This is a genomic window from Pseudomonas sp. HLS-6, from assembly GCF_002753995.1.
Lineage (GTDB): Bacteria > Pseudomonadota > Gammaproteobacteria > Pseudomonadales > Pseudomonadaceae > Aquipseudomonas > Aquipseudomonas defluvii.
On sequence record NZ_CP024478.1, the window covers coordinates 221,060 to 237,159 of the forward strand.

At 59.2% G+C, this 16,100-nt stretch carries 11 protein-coding genes and 1 pseudogene; 5 read left to right on the forward strand and 7 right to left on the reverse strand.

The annotated features are described in order from the left end of the window. Positions 1-5: 5 nt before the first annotated feature. Entirely contained in the window at positions 6-1,448 is a 1,443-nt protein-coding gene (locus tag CS390_RS00955; RefSeq protein ID WP_099773267.1) for an SrfA family protein, read from the reverse strand. 342 nt (positions 1,449-1,790) lie between these two features. Here CS390_RS00955 and CS390_RS00960 point away from each other — a divergent pair, with 342 nt between their 5' ends. After that, the gene (locus CS390_RS00960; protein WP_065759795.1) at positions 1,791-2,702 is read left to right on the forward strand and encodes a hypothetical protein; all 912 of its coding nucleotides are present in this window, start codon (positions 1,791-1,793) and stop codon (positions 2,700-2,702) included. 26 nt (positions 2,703-2,728) lie between these two features. Here CS390_RS00960 and CS390_RS00965 read toward each other — a convergent pair whose 3' ends face one another. Then, on the reverse strand, positions 2,729-4,123 hold the full coding sequence (locus CS390_RS00965) for a NorM family multidrug efflux MATE transporter (protein ID WP_065759794.1): 1,395 nt from the start codon (positions 4,121-4,123) through the stop codon (positions 2,729-2,731). 157 nt (positions 4,124-4,280) lie between these two features. Here CS390_RS00965 and CS390_RS00970 point away from each other — a divergent pair, with 157 nt between their 5' ends. Beyond that, complete coding sequence (locus CS390_RS00970) at positions 4,281-5,225, forward strand: LysR substrate-binding domain-containing protein (RefSeq protein WP_099773268.1); 945 nt, start codon at positions 4,281-4,283, stop codon at positions 5,223-5,225. Between the two features lie 80 nt (positions 5,226-5,305). Here CS390_RS00970 and CS390_RS00975 read toward each other — a convergent pair whose 3' ends face one another. Then, positions 5,306-6,703, reverse strand: a complete 1,398-nt coding sequence (locus tag CS390_RS00975) for a VOC family protein (RefSeq protein WP_099773269.1) — start codon at positions 6,701-6,703, stop codon at positions 5,306-5,308. A gap of 111 nt (positions 6,704-6,814) precedes the next feature. Continuing rightward, positions 6,815-7,699, reverse strand: a complete 885-nt coding sequence (locus tag CS390_RS00980; protein WP_065759791.1) for a LysR substrate-binding domain-containing protein — start codon at positions 7,697-7,699, stop codon at positions 6,815-6,817. A gap of 130 nt (positions 7,700-7,829) precedes the next feature. On the opposite strand from CS390_RS00980, the gene CS390_RS00985 reads away from it, so the two are divergent. Then, complete coding sequence (locus CS390_RS00985; protein WP_065759790.1) at positions 7,830-9,320, forward strand: aldehyde dehydrogenase family protein; 1,491 nt, start codon at positions 7,830-7,832, stop codon at positions 9,318-9,320. 107 nt (positions 9,321-9,427) lie between these two features. After that, positions 9,428-10,714 (forward strand): FAD-binding oxidoreductase, encoded by a 1,287-nt coding sequence (locus CS390_RS00990; protein WP_099773270.1) that lies wholly within the window; start codon positions 9,428-9,430, stop codon positions 10,712-10,714. On the opposite strand, the gene CS390_RS00995 is transcribed toward CS390_RS00990, so the two are convergent. Continuing rightward, entirely contained in the window at positions 10,711-12,141 is a 1,431-nt protein-coding gene (locus CS390_RS00995) for a mechanosensitive ion channel family protein (protein WP_099773271.1), read from the reverse strand. The two genes, CS390_RS00990 and CS390_RS00995, sit on opposite strands and share 4 nt — an antisense overlap. A gap of 289 nt (positions 12,142-12,430) precedes the next feature. On the opposite strand from CS390_RS00995, the gene CS390_RS01000 reads away from it, so the two are divergent. After that, the gene (locus CS390_RS01000; RefSeq protein ID WP_099773272.1) at positions 12,431-12,736 is read left to right on the forward strand and encodes a DUF6124 family protein; all 306 of its coding nucleotides are present in this window, start codon (positions 12,431-12,433) and stop codon (positions 12,734-12,736) included. 245 nt (positions 12,737-12,981) lie between these two features. On the opposite strand, the pseudogene CS390_RS01005 reads toward CS390_RS01000, so the two are convergent. After that, positions 12,982-13,191: pseudogene (locus CS390_RS01005) on the reverse strand (IS5/IS1182 family transposase); the annotation flags it as partial. Positions 13,192-13,242: 51 nt separating this feature from the next. After that, on the reverse strand, positions 13,243-15,948 hold the full coding sequence (locus tag CS390_RS01010) for an HD domain-containing phosphohydrolase (protein ID WP_099773273.1): 2,706 nt from the start codon (positions 15,946-15,948) through the stop codon (positions 13,243-13,245). Positions 15,949-16,100: the final 152 nt, after the last annotated feature.

Genomic DNA, 16,100 nt, shown 5'->3' on the forward strand with positions numbered 1-16,100 from the left:
TCGTGTTATTGGCCGGCTTGTTTCATCAGCATCGGGAACGCTTCGGTGCCGTAGCTACCGCTGCAGTCGGCGATGTGCTGGGCGCCTGGTTTACAGTTCACTTGGGGCAGGTCATAGCTGCTGCCATCGGCACAGGCGGCCTGACCATCGCTATTGATCGACAGATTGCCGCCGTTCATTGCCGCGACCACCGGAGCGCTGCAACGCACGCCGTCAGAGCGGCTGACCGTGGCGTTACCTTTGCCGTCCTGGAAGTCATATTTCAGACGCAGCGGCTTACCGGTGCCGACTTCCTGGATGCCGGCACCGCTCCAGTCGCCGTTGAGGAAGTTGGCCGTACCGTCTGCGGCATCTGCAGGAATACTCAGTAGCGGCGAAGGCTGGGTGCCTTCCGCAAGCGCCGGTAGTTGTGTCGATGGGGCGTTGGCGGGTGCCCCTGCGCTTGCGGGCGGCGTTTGTGCCGCACTGGCAGGTGCCTCGTCTGGCGCTACTGGTGGCGCAGTGGTGGGCTCCGGCGCGGTGTTGGCGGCGGAGCCTGTACCGGCACCTTCATTGGCTGGTGCAGCTACGCTGCCTGGCGCGGTATTTGGCATGCCCACTGTGCTGCCAGAAACGTTCAGCCCGTTACCCGCTGAGACTGCGCCGCCGGGCAGGGTGACGCCGGGTTGCCCATTCAAGGAGGGCACATTCATAGACGGTACTTCAACCTGCGGCATACCTGGCAAGCCTGGCAGTGCAGCGTTGGGCAGGCAGCCACGCAGGCCAAACAGCAGTAACAGCAGGAGCAACAGCAACAACGGCAGTAACCACCACCAGCGGCGCCACCAGGATGGCTTGGTTGCCTGGCTGAGCAATGGTGCTGCGGCGGGTGCCGCCAGCGGTGCGACCGGTGCTGGTGGTGCCGGCTCGGCAACTTTGGCTGTGCTTGGGTAGAGGCAATGCAGTGGCTGGCGGCTGCGCTCGGCACCCGCGTGGACGAAGCCCCAGAACGTCAGGACTGGCCGACCATCAACCAGGTACACGAAATTCTCGTCGGGAAATGGCACCACGCAGGTCAGCAGCTTGCCGAACACCGTCCGATCACCCTGAGCGCCTGGCTTGCTACCGGGAAGCGGCTGACCGTTGGCATCCAGGCCCAGCAGGTCATTGCTGAGCTCATCGATCTTGCGTTGCAGCACTTCCAGTTGAGCACGGGCGGGTGCCCGTTCTTCTTCGGTTGCGCTGCTCCAGGGGATTACATCACCCGGCCGATCGCTGTACCAATCGATGGTACTGCCGCGCTCGTCGGTTTGCGGAATGGCGAGGTGCTCGACCAGTTCAGGTTGGTCGGGGTTCTTGCGGCGGATAGCCTCGCGCAATTGCAGCGCTGCCCGGTACACCGGTTGGCCTGTTTCTCCTAGTGCGGTGAAATCTTCACTTTTGCCGCTACGTAGCAGTACTCCGCGCATCATCCCTACCTTGATCACTCATCCATAAGTATTTGAGTGCCCCATTGATGGCACTCAAAAAGTGCAGCCACACTAACGGCAAACTCGACACGCCGTCAATTCAAATGGGTGGCAAAGTGCTATTGGCTTGTCTAATGGGTGATTTCACGCTGGAGGGCACGTTTTTCGCGGCCTGGCGCATCCCGGCAGTGTGCTAGCGTGATCGTGTGGCGTGGATCGCCGCGGTCCATAAGTGCCTGTAGACTGCCCGGCATACCCTCTGGTTGACGGTTACGGTTTTCCGATTGTCAGGTCGTCTGTAGATGGCCTTTTCATTGATGCAGCATTAAAAAGGGATAGACGATGAGTCTCTGGGATGAGCTGAAGCAAAAAGCTGTCAACGCCAACCCTGAATTGGCCGCCAAGGCTGCTCAGGCACTGAACAAAGCCAAGGACCTCGCCGTTGAAGCAGGGCAGAAGGCCGCGCCGGTGCTGAAAGAAGCCGGTGAAAAGGCTGCGGCCTATGCTCAGGAAAAAACACCGGTGCTGAAGGCTCAAGCACTCAAGGCCATTGATGATGCCAAGGTTCGGCGCGCCGAACTTCAGGAGCAGGCCAAGCACGACAAAGCCGCCCGCGATGAAATGATCCGGACCATGTACGACATCAGCCTGTCACCCGAAGATGTGAACTTCATCGACGAACCGTTCAACCACTATGGGCGCCAGTTCTACTTCTTCGTCGTGACCGGGCAGGTACTGGACACCCAGAAGCGTAACCAGGTGCACTTGGCCGCTGGCCACTCGCATCACTCCAGCGGTGGTTATCTCATTAATGGCTACGGCTCGACCGGGAGTAGCTCGTCATCGTCCTACGTCAGCAGCCGCAACGTACAAGAGCACGAGTTCTGGGTGAAGTTGCGCGATGGAAAAGAGGCCTGCTTCCAGTTCGCTGACAAGGCCGTGCGGATACGCGAAGGCCAGGACATTACCATGCTGTTTGTTCGAGCGGCGCAGAGCCAGACCGGGGAAATGGTTGCGCTCTACAACCACAGCTCCGCTGAAAATTTCATCATTGCTGCCCCGGCGGAGATCAATCAGATGTTCAACATCTATACGGTTGAGCCCGGTTTCTTCAACAAGAGCGAAGTACTGAGCACGCGTAATCGGCTGCTGATGGAGCTAGAGCGGCGCCTGCAGCAACTGTGCACTTATTCGGCCATACATGGCAAAGCGGCAATTCAGGCCCAGGCGATTGAAGGCGAGCACGAAGCCTGAGTATTGCCCTGCATGAGGTTGCCTGTTTATACAGCGCCTGCACCACTGGCAAGTCGGGTTTCCACTGGTACCCCCAGCATGCGTTTCATCCGCCACTCGAATGCCAGGGTCAGGCAGATTGCGGCGCATGCCAACCCCAATGCCAGGCCCCACCAGACACCGACGGCTCCGCCGTCGAGCGGGAAAGCGAAAACCCAGGCGGCAGGTGCACCAATCAGCCAATAGCAGACAAAGCCAATCAGGAAGGTGGTCTTGGCGTCCTTCAGGCCGCGGATTGAGCCCATGGCAATGGTCTGGGTGCCATCGAACAGCTCGAACCAGGCGGCAACCATCAGCAGGCTGACCGCCAATTGAATGACTTCAGCGAACGCCGGATCACCCTGGTCGAGGAACAGCCCGACCAAGGCTTCTGGCAGCAGCCAGAACAACACCGCAAACGCCAGCATCAGCGAGGCGCCAAACCCGATCCCGACTCGCCCGGCAAGCCGCGCAGCACGCAGGTTATCGGCACCAAAATGCAGGCCGACCCGCATGGTCACGGCATAGGACAGCCCTGCCGGGATCATGAACGCTGTTGAAACGATCTGCAGGGCAATCTGGTGTGCTGCCAGCTCGGTACTGCCCATGGTGCCCATGCACAGCGCCGCAAAGGCGAACAGCCCGACTTCTACCGTGTAGGTGCCGCCAATCGGCAGGCCAAGCCGCCACAACTCGCTCAAGGCAGGCCAGGATGGTCGGCTCAAGCGGTGGCGGATGGCATAGGCGTCATAGGCCGGGTGCCAATGAATATGCAGGGCCAGCGCCACCGCCATGCCGGTGGCGACGATGGCCGTGACCAGCCCGATCCCTACCAGCCCGAGTTTTGGCAGGCCGAACAGGCCTTCGATCAGCGCATAGTTGAGCAGGAAGTTGAGCACGGTGCCGACCAGGCTGATGACCATCACCGGCGCTGAACGCCCCAACGCACTGGTGAAACCGCGCAAGGCCATAAAGGTCAGGTAGCCGGGCAGGGCGAAGGGCAACAACAGCAGGAACTGGCTGGCGGCCTCGACGTTGTCCGGTGTCTGGCCAAGCAGTAACAGCACTGGCGACAGGTTCCACAGCACCAATGCGGCAACCAGTGCCATCACCCAACCCAGCCACAAGCCCGCCTGGGTCAGGCGCGTGGCACCTTCGGTATCGCCAGCACCCTTGCGAATGGCGACTAACGTGCCGACAGCGGCAATCACCCCCAGACAGAAAATCGACACGAAGGAATAGCTCGCTGCACCCAGCCCACCCCCGGCCAAGGCCTGCGGGCTGATCCTGGCCATCATCAGGGTGTCGGTCAGCAGCATCAGCATGTGTGCCAACTGAGAGGCGATCAGCGGCCCGGCCAGGCGTAGCAACGCCTTGAGTTCTTTTGATGGCACGGCTTGCATGATGATCGTCCTGTTCGCGGGCAAGGTAAGGTGAAGCCATTGATTCTCGGGCTTTGGACGATGCTGCACAAAAGGATAATAACGATCATTGGCATGATTAAAACTCATGCGAGTAAGATCGCTCATCACGTATCGGGGTGTTGTCGGGAGCAGGGTCATGTCACGTCGTTTACCGCCGCTGTATGCACTACGGGCATTCGAGGCAGCCGCCCGGCATAGCTCGTTCACCCGGGCGGCACAGGAACTCTCTATCACCCAGAGTGCCGTCAGCCGGCACATTCGTACGCTGGAGGATCACTTCGCTTGTCGACTGTTTTTACGTAATGGCCGAACGTTGCAGCTGAGTGAAGCCGCCCGCTTGTTGTTGCCCGGCGTGCGTGAGGGTTTCGCTGCACTGGAGCGGGCTTGCAACACGCTGCGCAGTGAAGACGACATCCTGCGCATGAAAGCGCCATCAACCCTCACCATGCGTTGGCTACTGGCCCGTCTGAGCCGCTTCCGCCATTTACAGCCCGGCAACGAGGTGCAACTGACCAGCGCCTGGATGGATGTCGATCATGTGGATTTCAATCAGGAGCCGTTCGATTGTGCGGTGCTGTTGAGTGATGGTCATTTTCCCCCGGACTGGGAGGTCAACCGTCTGTTCTCCGAGCTGCTGGTACCGGTCGGTTCGCCAGAGCTGCTCAATGACGGCCCTTGGGACGCTGAACGGCTGGCCTCGGTCGAGCTGTTGCACCCGACCCCGGACAAACGCGACTGGCGCAGTTGGCTGGCCTGCATGCACCTCACCGAGCAGATCTCGCTCAAGGGCGGTCAGGTGTTCGACACGCTGGAGTTGGGCATGATCGCTGCGGCGCGTGGTTATGGCGTATCGATGGGCGACCTGCTGATGGTGGCCGAGGATGTGGCCCAGGGGCGTTTGAGCCTGCCCTGGCCGACGGCGGTGGCCAGTGGTCTGGATTACTACCTGGTATGGCCGAAGACCCGTCCCGGTGGCGAGCGGCTGCGACGGCTCAGCGACTTTCTGCAACATGAAGCCCAGGTCATGAACCTGCCGGATGTGCAGGTACTGAATGCGCTTGAGGCCACACATCCAGGCTGACCCGCATCGCTGGCAAGCCTGCCCCCACGAAGGGTGCACGTAGGCGATCTTCGTGGGGGTAGGCAAAGCCGCTCAGCGGTTTACAACGAGGCCAGGTTCAACGCCTCGGCGCAGGCCTGCAGCGAGCGACGCTCACTCTGCGCGTACAGCGCCAATTCATCCTGGACCGACTTGCCCAGTGCCTGCTCGAACGCCTCGCGGTTGGCGTTGCTGCCGTACTGGCTATGGCTGTCATCACCCAGGTTGGACTGGAAGATGCCTGCGGCACTGACCGGCAGGAAGTCCTCGTAGACCAGCGCTTCAAAGTGAATGTGCCCAGCGTCGATCAACGCGTCCAGCGAGGTCGGTCGTTGCGCGGCATCACGTGCGCCCATGCCCTTTTCAGTCGGGAAGTAGCGGAAGTAGGCCAGGCCTTGTTGACGCATTTGCCCCAGGTCGTCCGGGAAGGCCTGGAACTGTTCTGCCAACAGGCTCATGTAGCGCTCAGCGTTCGCTTCTGCGGGGACACCACCCAGGTTTTCGCGTGTGGCATCGAGCAGGCGGTCATACAGTGCGCGCCCTTTGGGCGTCAGTGCGGCGCCGCGTTGTTCAATCTCACCGAAGCGGGCTGTATGGCTGCCTCCTGCCGTGGCGTCCTGGTCACTGAAGGCAACCTGCTCCTGAAGTGCCTTGAAGCTGGTCTGGCGCAGCAGGATCGGGCAACGCCGGCGTGGTGGGCCTTCGATGACCGCCTTGGGTGGAATGCCCTTGGCCGGCATGCCGACCTGAATGGCGTCGATGTCCAGTGTGCGCGGCGTCAGGTGGTTGATGTGCGGGCCTTTGAAGGCCACCACATCAGCGATCAAACGGTGTTGATCATGCAACTGACGGTACTGCTCGGCGGTGACCGTGGCGGTGTTGTGCCAACGGAAGGTATGCAGCGCCTGCTCGACGAACTCACGGGCATCGACGTCGTTCAGGCCGCCATCACGCTCGAACTGCTCGATCAGGCTCAGCGCACGTGGGGTGAAGATCTGCCGTTTGGCGAGGATGCCACGGGCCAGTTCGCGCAACTGCGGGTTGTCGATCAGTTCCAGGCGCAGCAGCGAGGTAAAGACGCGGAACGGGCTGATATGCAGCGACTGTTCGTGGACGGCCCGAAAGGCTGTGGAATGCACCGGCACACCGGCAGGGCTGAGGTCGTAGTAGCCCACCGGCTGCATGCCCATGACTGCGAACAGGCGACCAATGGTAGCCAGCTCTTCAGCCGTGCCCACGCGGATGGCGCCGTGGCGCTCCTGGTCGAGGCGTTCGATTTCGCCGGTCCAGCGCAGGGCTTCGGCGATGTCGGGATGCTGTTGCATCACCTGGTGATTGGTCTCGCTCACCAACTCCAGCAGTGTGCCGTACAGCGGCACCTCCTGTTTGTACATCTGCGACATGGCGGCCGAGAACTGTGCGCGAATACTATCCGGGCTGACGAAATCTTGAGCGGTCATCGAAAGCTTCCTGGTGAAAAGTGCAGGCTTACATGAAAGCGAGGAATGCTGTTCCGACACAAGCGAAAAAAAGTCGAGCCATCATTCCTGAAATTCAGGAAACGTCGGCGCTCACACGTGTTCGCGAATCCACTCCACCAGGCTGCGTACCTTGGGCACTTCTGCAGCATGTTCGGAGAACGCCAGGAAATACGCGCCGTTGCTTTTCATCGCGTGCTGCCAAGGAACGACCAGCTTGCCTTCGGCCAGCTCTTGAGCCACCAGATAGCGTGGCACCAACGCCACGCCACAACCAGCCTGGGCGGCACTCAGGCACATGTAGAACGTATCGAAGCGCGGCCCGTGATAGCTGTTCGCCGAATGCAGGTCCTGTTCAAGGAACCACTCGTGCCAGGCTTCGGGGCGCGAGGTGGCTTGCAGCAGCACCAGGTCGGCCACTTCACTGGCATCGTTCAGGGTGCGCCCTTGCAACAGCTCTGGCGAGCAGACCGGCACCATCTCTTCGCCGAACAGTTCGATGCAGGTTGCGCCGGGCCATGTGCCCTGGCCAAAGAAAAACACCACATCGGCATTACCCTGAAGCAGGGCGAAGGGCTCCATCTCGTTGCGGATATCCAGGTGAATGTTCGGGTGGCGTTTGCCGAAGCCCTTCAGGTTCGGTATCAGCCAGCGCACGCCGAAACTTGGCTGGGTGGCGACCTTGAGCACCTCGGTCTGTTCGCCATAGGAGAGGATGTAGCGGCTCGACATGTCGACCTGGGTGAGGATCTTGTTCACTTCGGCCAGGTACAGCGCGCCGGCCGGCGTCAATTGCAGACGTCGCCGTATACGCAGGAACAGGTGATGGCGCAGCATGTCCTCCAACTGCGCCACCTGTTTGCTGACGGCGCTTTGGGTCAGGTGCAGCTCTTCGGCCGCGCGGGTAAAGCTCAAATGACGGGCGGCAGCTTCGAAGCATTGCAGGGCGGCCATCGAGGGCACGAGGCGTTTGGACATGGTGTTCTCGTTAATCATTACCTGGCGGAATGATGTGCTGAGTAAAGGTCGTTTGTTGTGCCAGAGTAATCGGATTAATACTGACCTCCGTCATTGAAATCAACTACTCATCGTATGCAGGAGAACAAAAATGGTTGATGGACTGCTTGATCGCCTGGGTGTACCGGCCAGTGCCTACACCAACGGCAACCATCCCATTCACACCCCCATCGATGGCAGCGTCATTGCCTCGGTCCACCTGGAGAGCAAAGCCCAGGTCGTGGGCAAGATCGACCAGGCTGAAAAAGCCTTCCAGGCCTGGCGCAATGTCCCAGCGCCACGCCGTGGCGAGTTGATTCGTCTGTTCGGCGAAGTGCTGCGTGAGCACAAGGCGCAGCTCGGCGAACTGGTGTCTGTCGAAGCGGGCAAGATCACCCAGGAAGGTCTGGGTGAAGTACAGGAAATGATCGACATCTGCGACTTCGCTGTTGGCCTGTCGCGTCAGCTGTACGGTTTGACCATCGCATCCGAACGCCCAGGCCACCATATGCGTGAAACCTGGCACCCGCTGGGTGTGGTCGGCGTGATCAGCGCGTTCAACTTCCCGGTTGCAGTCTGGGCGTGGAACACTGCGCTGGCCCTGGTCTGCGGTAACGCCGTAGTCTGGAAACCGTCGGAGAAGACGCCGCTGACGGCCTTGGCTTGCCAGGCCCTGTTCGAGAAAGCCCTGAAAGCCTTCGGTGATGCACCGGAAGGCCTCAGCCAGTTGATCGTTGGTGACCGTGAAGCGGGCCAGGTACTGGTCGACGACCCTCGCGTACCCTTGGTCAGCGCTACCGGTAGCACCCGCATGGGCCGCGAAGTCGGCCCACGTGTGGCCGCGCGTTTCGGTCGCAGCATCCTCGAGCTGGGCGGCAACAACGCCATGATCCTGGCGCCAAGCGCCGACCTGGACCTGGCTGTTCGCGGCATCCTGTTCAGTGCCGTTGGTACTGCTGGCCAGCGTTGCACCACCCTGCGCCGCCTGATCGTGCACCGCTCGATCAAGGACGAGGTGGTCGCACGCGTCAAAGCCGCCTACGGCAAGGTACGTATCGGTGACCCACGCAAAGACAACCTGGTCGGCCCGCTGATCGACAAGCAATCCTTCCAGGCCATGCAGGACGCCCTGGCCCGTGCCCGCGACGAAGGCGGCACGGTATTTGGCGGTGAGCGCCAACTGCAGCAGGACTATCCGAACGCCTACTACGTGGCCCCGGCCATCGTTGAAATGCCGGCCCAGAGTGAAGTCGTGCGTCACGAAACGTTCGCGCCGATTCTGTATGTGCTGGCCTACGACGAGTTCGAAGAAGCCCTGCGCCTGAACAACGAAGTGCCACAAGGCCTGTCCTCGTGCATCTTCACCACCGACCTGCGTGAAGCCGAGCGCTTCCAGAGTGCTGCCGGCAGTGACTGCGGCATCGCCAACGTCAACATCGGCACCAGCGGTGCAGAGATCGGTGGCGCTTTCGGTGGCGAAAAGGAAACGGGCGGTGGCCGTGAGTCGGGTTCCGATTCCTGGAAGGCCTACATGCGTCGTCAGACCAACACCGTGAACTACTCGCGTGAGCTTCCGCTGGCGCAGGGCATTGTGTTCGACTGATAGCCACTCAGGCCCTCGTCGCCGGTAACGCCTGCCTCTAATGGGCGCAGGCCTTGCCGGCGACGGGGTTTCCACCGATTAAAAAGATCAATAAAGCGGAGCCGACCATGACCGACCTGCGTCAAGAGTGTCTATGGGAGTTCGTTACACCGGCGGCGGCCCCGTCTGCCGAGTTGAGCGCGGACATCAAGGCCGATGTGTGCATCATCGGCGGCGGTATTACCGGCTTGTCCGCTGCGATCCATTTGCTCGAGCAAGGCAAGCGCGTGGTGCTGCTGGAGGCCTGGAAGATCGGCCACGGCGGCTCGGGACGCAACGTTGGCCTGGTCAACGCAGGCACCTGGATTCGTCCGGATGACGTTGAAGCGACCCTTGGCCAGCAACAAGGCAGCCGCCTGAACAAGGTACTTGGCGAAGCACCGGCCGAGGTGTTTGCCACCATCAAGCGTCTGGGCATCGATTGCCAGGCCCGTAACGAAGGCACGCTGCACATGGCGCACAATGCCAACGGTGTGGCCGATCTCGAGGCACGGCATGCCCAATGGAGCCGCCGTGGTGCCGACGTCGAGCTGCTCACCGGGGCTCGTTGCCAGGAATACTGCGGTACCGACAAGATTTCCGCCGCGCTGCTCGACCGCCGCGCCGGCACCATCAACCCGATGGGTTACACCCGTGGCCTGGCTGCTGCCGTGGCGCGCCTGGGCGGGCAGATTCATCAGCAGTCCGCAGTTCAGGGGCTGGAGCGCGAAGGCAGCGCCTGGCGGGTCAAGACCGCCAAGGGTTCGGTCTGCGCCGACAAGGTCATCATCTCCACCGGCGCCTACACCGAAGGTGACTGGACCGACCTGCAGCGCAACTTCTTCCGTGGTTACTACTATCAGGTAGCCTCGGTGCCGCTGACCGGTGCCGCAGCGGACAACGTGCTCAAGCATGGTCAGGGGTCCTGGGATACCCGCACCGTGCTCAGCAGCATTCGTCGTGACGATCAGGGCCGTCTGCTACTGGGCAGCCTGGGGCGTGTCGACAACAAACCGACCTGGTTCATTCGCAGCTGGGCCGACCGCATCCAGGGCCATTACTTCCCGCAACTGGGCAAGGTTGAATGGGAAATGCACTGGACCGGTTGCATCGACTTCACCCCCGATCACCTGATGCGGCTGTTCGAGCCGGCCCCGGGCATTGTGGCGGTAACCGGCTACAACGGGCGTGGCAACACCACCGGCACAGTGATTGGCAAGGCGTTCGCCGAGTACCTGCTCAAGGACAACCCGGACGAACTGCCGATTCCATTCTCGCCGATGAAACCGGTGACGGGCGCTTCGCTGCGTACCGGCTTCTACGAGACCGGGTTCTCGCTGTACCACGCCGGCCAGTGCCTGCGAGTCGTGCTTTAGTGCGGCTTTAGCCAGCTCAGGAAGCCGCCTTTCTTGAGCGCAGCCGGTCGCTGTAACAACAGCGACTGGCTGGCTTGCTGACGATGGCGCTGCAACTTGCTCAGCGCGCTTTTCACCTCTTCGCGTTGCTCCAGGCAACTGCGTACGGCGGTTTTCTCGATCCGGTAGAGCAGGCAGTTGGTCAGGCTGCGGAACTCCGCATTGGAGTCGTTACCGTCCAGCAGGCCCTCGGCACCGAGAATTTCCCCCGGCCCCATCCGTCCGGCTTCGACACTGCGCTCCCCGTCGCGAATTGACGCCGAGACCACCCCCGTACCGATCACCAGCAAGTAATCAGAGGCCTCATTGAGCCCCAGAATCACCTGATCGGCCAGGTACTCAACCGGCATCATGCGTTGGCTCAGGCTGTCCTTTTCCTCATCACTGAGCGAGCGAAAAATACGCACATCTTCCAGCAAACTGCGCTGACGGCTCCAGGGCTTGGGCACGGCGTCCGGGTTCCAGTTGACCCCGGCGGCTTCCAAGTGGCGGTGGGCGAGGTCGAACAGGTAATTGCGTGTTTCGGTTTTCGTACCCATGGCCGCGACGAAACCACTGGCCTCGTACTCCACCGACTCCAGGCTGACGCTCTTTACCGTGGCCTTGGCTTTGGGCATGGCGAGCAGGGCGCTGGTGCCCTGCAGGGCCTTTTCCAAGGCATCGAGGACGCGTCGCGGGCGAATCTGCGAGGGCACCACGACACTGATCGATACCCCATGAACATCGTTCGGGCGGCTGAAGTTCAACAGCTTGGCCTTGGCCGCCACCGAGTTTGGAATCACCGCCATACTGCCGTTGGCCGTGAGCAAACGGGTTGCACGCCAGTCGATATCCAACACCTTGCCTTCGGTGCCGTCGATGGAGATCCAGTCATCGATTTGATAGGGCCGCGTGGTGTTCAACACAATGCCGGAGAACACGTCGCTCAGGGTGCTCTGCAAGGCCAGGCCGACGATGATCGCCATGGCGCCCGAGGTGGCCAGCAGGCCCTTGACCGGCAACTGCATGACGTAGGCCGCCGCCGCAACGATCGCGATCAGGAAAATGACCGCCCCCAGCACATCCTGCAACAGCCGGCCGGTATGCCCGCTGCGAGCAATCAACATCAACCCGAGTACCACCGTCAACGTCCGCGCGGCGAACAGCCACCAGACGATCTCCAGCACGGTTGCCAGTAGATTGCGCGGTACATCCTCAACCCAAGGGGCCGGTTGCAGCGGGCTCATCCCTGCACTGATCAACACCCAGCTGAACAACAGAAAGGCCAGCAAACGTGCCGCCGTACGCGCATTGCGCCGCTCCGCCGGAATCGCGCGCCAAAGCAGCAGGTCGATCAGCAGCAGGGTCGTGCCGATCAGCAAGGGCCAGTTGTGGATAAGTTCAAACATGCGCGTCTCGGCTCGGTGAGCTGCTGAAAGTAAAGAGCAGAATCCGGGGAAATCCAGAGCGATCTGGGGGAAGCCATCTTGCTTGCGAGGGTATCAGTGAAGTGGGCGGTGGTGCGTGGTGGCTGTACGCTGGCCTTTATCGGTGCTTCTATCACCGTGTTATGGCGGCTGTACGTGGGGCACCTTCGGGTGCGCCGGTTCCTATGCCCGGTCTGCGAACCCGCGTACAGCTGCCACCCATTTCGTTTCGCAGCGAACGTGGCCGCTCCCTCCGCATAGGAGTTTTCCCATGAAGAAGCCTGTTCCTGATCCCCCTGCATTTGACCTCGCCAACACCGTCACCGTCGCCAAGCCTTTCGGGGCGATGGACGTGAATATCAAACAAATGTTCTCAGTGCGTGAAGGCATCTGCAGCGAAGACGCATTGATGCATGCCAGTGTGCTGCTCAGCTTTGTCGAGGCCACAGCCAGCGACGCCGCTGACCACTTGAGTTTGAACGATAAGGCGTTGGTGTTGAGCATTGCCCAACACGCGGAAATGGCGCGGGCGCTGGTGAATGCGGTGTTGGAGGGGGCGGGCTCGGTAGGGGTGTAGTACGGTCGTTGGCAAGGTTGGCTCTTCACGGTCTATGTGGTGAGCAGGCTTGCCTGCAAGGGCATCCGTGATGTGTCAGGTGCTGCAGGTTTTTAAATTGCGGCAGGGTATTTTGGGACGTCCAGTTTCACGCACACGTACATCGAAATGTGGCGCTACCAATTTTGGCAATTTCTTTGATTACCCCGAGTCGTGATTCGTTTGGCACCGCTATGTCGATTTGTGGCTTGGGGTAAAGGCTCGACGCTGTAAGTTCGTTCCACTACCCAGCGCTTGGGCATAACCATAAAACCACTCGGTGCTGGCACTGCCGTGAACAGGTCGCCTTGTTCTGAATGCCATTTCCCGGTACGGCGATTATTCGGTCCTCTTATGACCTGAACCTGGACAGCATGAGTGTCTTGCGTCCGCTGAGCCCACTTTCCTGCGTAGGCACTGTCAACGAACAGAGTAGTTCACGGATGGCTACTTGATCATCGAGGATGTCACCCTATCCCGCCACTTCATCAGTACCTCAAGAACTCATCGGCATAGCGCGCGGGAATCTCTGAGTGCGCAAACAACTCGAATAGTTCAACATCGAGATGCCCCCCATGCGCCATCTTGCGCATGATGTCGAGCGACTCTTCAGCGCTTTTCCCCGTTTTATAAGGGCGATCAGTTGCTGTGAGTGCTTCAAACACATCTGCAATGGCCATCATTCGCGCAGGGATGCTCAGGGAACCCGCAGGAATTGCGCGGGGGTAACCGCGGCTATCCATGCGCTCATGGTGCCCACCGGCGATTTCGGGCACATTCGTCAGATGCCTTGGGAAGGGAAGGGCCTCAAGCATCTTGATGGTCAGCACAATATGCTCATTGATTTTATAGCGCTCTTCTTCTGTCAGAGTTCCTCGCTGAATTGACAGGTTTTTCACCTCGCCGCGGTCATATAACAGCTCCGGTATCTGCATTTTGAAGCCCCATGGGTTGTCGTCGCCAAATGCCTGTCCGGGCGGGCGCGCGATCTGGTGTTCCGGTTGATCGCTAAGCAAATATTCCCGAATCGGCAATGCGGCGGCACCTTGATCTGAACGGCGGCTGATTTCGTCATGAGAAAGCCCTAGGCGGTCGTCAAGTGTTCGAAACCAGGTTCTGGCAGCTATTTCCTTGATGCGTTTGATGGCCTCTTCAGACATTGCTTCGCTACCCAGATTGCACTCGGCCACAAATGCAAATTCATCATCCAGCGCTTTTAGCTCGAGTGCGAGTTGTTCATTTGCCGAAGCAAGCAAGCCCTGGGGATAGGCAAGGCGCCAGTGCGCCAGTTCTGCATCGCGTTTGCAAACTTCAAAGCGCATGCGTATTTCGTGAATCCGATCGTATAATGTCTCGAGCTTGGTGGCCTTATCAACCACATATTCAGGTGTGACGATTTTCCCACAATCATGCAGCCATGCGGCTATATGAACAGCTTCGCGCATCTCGTTGTCTAGAGTAAAGTTGGCCACACATGGCGCGTCACTGCTTGCTGCTAGCTCAACCAGCCATTCGGTCAAGATTGGCACTCGATGGCAATGGCCCCCTGTATGAGGACTTTTTGCATCCACCGCTTCTGCAAGCAGCTTGATGAAGGATTCAAAAAGTTGCTTCTGCTGGGCAATGAGTTCTCTTGATTCCAGCGCCAGTGCAGCAAAACCGGAAATCGCCCCGACAAAACTTCTCTGATGGTCACTAAAAGGCGTTGAGCGTTCTACGATCAGGAGGCCAAGCAAATGACCGCGCCGCCCGAACAAAGGAACGAACAATACGTAAAGACCGTTGCATGATTTGACCGTAGGCTGCTTATCACCAAACCACTCCGCCAGCCAGTTTCGATCTGACGCCAGCCCGCGATGCGCGCGCAAACTCCAGGACTCGCCGTCATAAGTATGAAGCCATGCACTTTCCCCTTTAGCAACTTTGCTCGTTTCTTCGAGCACCAAGGGTAGGAAGCTTTCAAGGTCTGTCTCTCGAGAAACTTTATCCAATAAATTTAAAAAATTGGAGGTGGTCACTCGCGCTTGTTCAAGCCCAGCTTCCAGTTGAGAAATTTCAACAATATTGGCATTCGATAGCTCAATTGTTCTGAAATCAAAGTTGGTCAGGAAATTCGCTCTTTCTGCAAGCGTCTGCAGTACCGCCGCGACCTGGTTTGCGTTTCTTCGGGCAAGCAATAGCGTGACTGCCGTCAGTAACAGGGTCGCCATTAACAAGGCGTTGCGCAGTCGTTGCGCCTTGGCTAACAACCTGTCTCGCGGTACGGCAACATGGAGTTGAATTTCATCGAACTGTTCCAGTTTGATCTTCGCTTCACCTACCCACCAGGATTGCCCCTCTGGATCCACCATCCACTTGAATGCATTGCCGTCGTTATTCCATGGCGCAGCCACAAGCTTATTAAAAAAAGCTTCTTTCCCATTCTCGATGATGTCTGCAGAAATTACTGCGCCAGTATTTTCGAGCAAGGCAATACGTGCAGCTTGCTCTTTTGATAATCTGGCCAACTCGGGTTCAAGGCTCTCGACTCGGATATCCATGGCGATTACCCAGCCCTGTCCCATGTGCTTCGCGAGCGTGATGCCGCTTTTTTCAGTGGCAAAAAAATGATACACCGGGGTCCGCAGCACACCATCGCTTTCACGGCTGGCTTGATACCACGGGCGTGTCCGTGAGTCGTAATTATCCCAGAATGACGCAGGCTGACGACTCAGAACATTGAACTGCTCATCCAGACTTACCCAGTACTGCACCTCGCCCTCGGCCGGGTTGACTCGCTGCAATTGCAACAGCCAGCGAGACTGTGGTGGAGCATGAAACCGCTTCCGATCCCAGTCATCTCTTAAACTTCGTAGCAGCAGAAACTGACCGCCAGGGCCGCCAACGTAAATACTCGTCAACATCTTGTTGTCGCGCAGTATCGACGCCTGTGCGGGTAACCGGACTACCCAGTCCTGCTCCTTGCCGGTCTTAAGGTCAGGTACATTGGCAAGAAGATTCAATAGGGTTGTTGCCGGCTGGAGTAAACGATCGACAGCGTACCCTGACTCGCTAGTAATTAGCTTTAATGTCCTCTCGGCCTCATCTTCAGCCACTCTGCTGAGTAACAGATAGCCACCCATGCTGAATATCAGGCCGATGAGCAGAACAAGGCCTCCCATGCGATATTGCATGTACCTACGAATCTTGATCATGAGCTACCTTAGGCGCGAGATCAGAACAAATTCCCTTTAAACAAGGCACCTGTTTCGTCAAGACACTCAATGGGGGGCAAAAATGGGGCAGATCGTGTCAGGAGATTAGAGCATTGTGCTATGACCAATCAACTGGAGCGCCCCTGCTTTCC

What these genes read in the sequence shown, in the direction of transcription:
- CS390_RS00980 (WP_065759791.1), bottom strand. Translation starts at nt 7,699, where the DNA reads ATGTCCAAACGCCTCGTGCCCTCGATGGCCGCCCTGCAATGCTTCGAA.
- CS390_RS00990 (WP_099773270.1), top strand. Translation starts at nt 9,428, where the DNA reads ATGACCGACCTGCGTCAAGAGTGTCTATGGGAGTTCGTTACACCGGCG.
- CS390_RS00975 (WP_099773269.1), bottom strand. Translation starts at nt 6,703, where the DNA reads ATGACCGCTCAAGATTTCGTCAGCCCGGATAGTATTCGCGCACAGTTC.
- CS390_RS00985 (WP_065759790.1), top strand. Translation starts at nt 7,830, where the DNA reads ATGGTTGATGGACTGCTTGATCGCCTGGGTGTACCGGCCAGTGCCTAC.
- CS390_RS00960 (WP_065759795.1), top strand. Translation starts at nt 1,791, where the DNA reads ATGAGTCTCTGGGATGAGCTGAAGCAAAAAGCTGTCAACGCCAACCCT.
- CS390_RS01000 (WP_099773272.1), top strand. Translation starts at nt 12,431, where the DNA reads ATGAAGAAGCCTGTTCCTGATCCCCCTGCATTTGACCTCGCCAACACC.
- CS390_RS00995 (WP_099773271.1), bottom strand. Translation starts at nt 12,141, where the DNA reads ATGTTTGAACTTATCCACAACTGGCCCTTGCTGATCGGCACGACCCTG.
- CS390_RS00970 (WP_099773268.1), top strand. Translation starts at nt 4,281, where the DNA reads ATGTCACGTCGTTTACCGCCGCTGTATGCACTACGGGCATTCGAGGCA.
- CS390_RS01010 (WP_099773273.1), bottom strand. Translation starts at nt 15,948, where the DNA reads ATGATCAAGATTCGTAGGTACATGCAATATCGCATGGGAGGCCTTGTT.
- CS390_RS00955 (WP_099773267.1), bottom strand. Translation starts at nt 1,448, where the DNA reads ATGCGCGGAGTACTGCTACGTAGCGGCAAAAGTGAAGATTTCACCGCA.
- CS390_RS00965 (WP_065759794.1), bottom strand. Translation starts at nt 4,123, where the DNA reads ATGCAAGCCGTGCCATCAAAAGAACTCAAGGCGTTGCTACGCCTGGCC.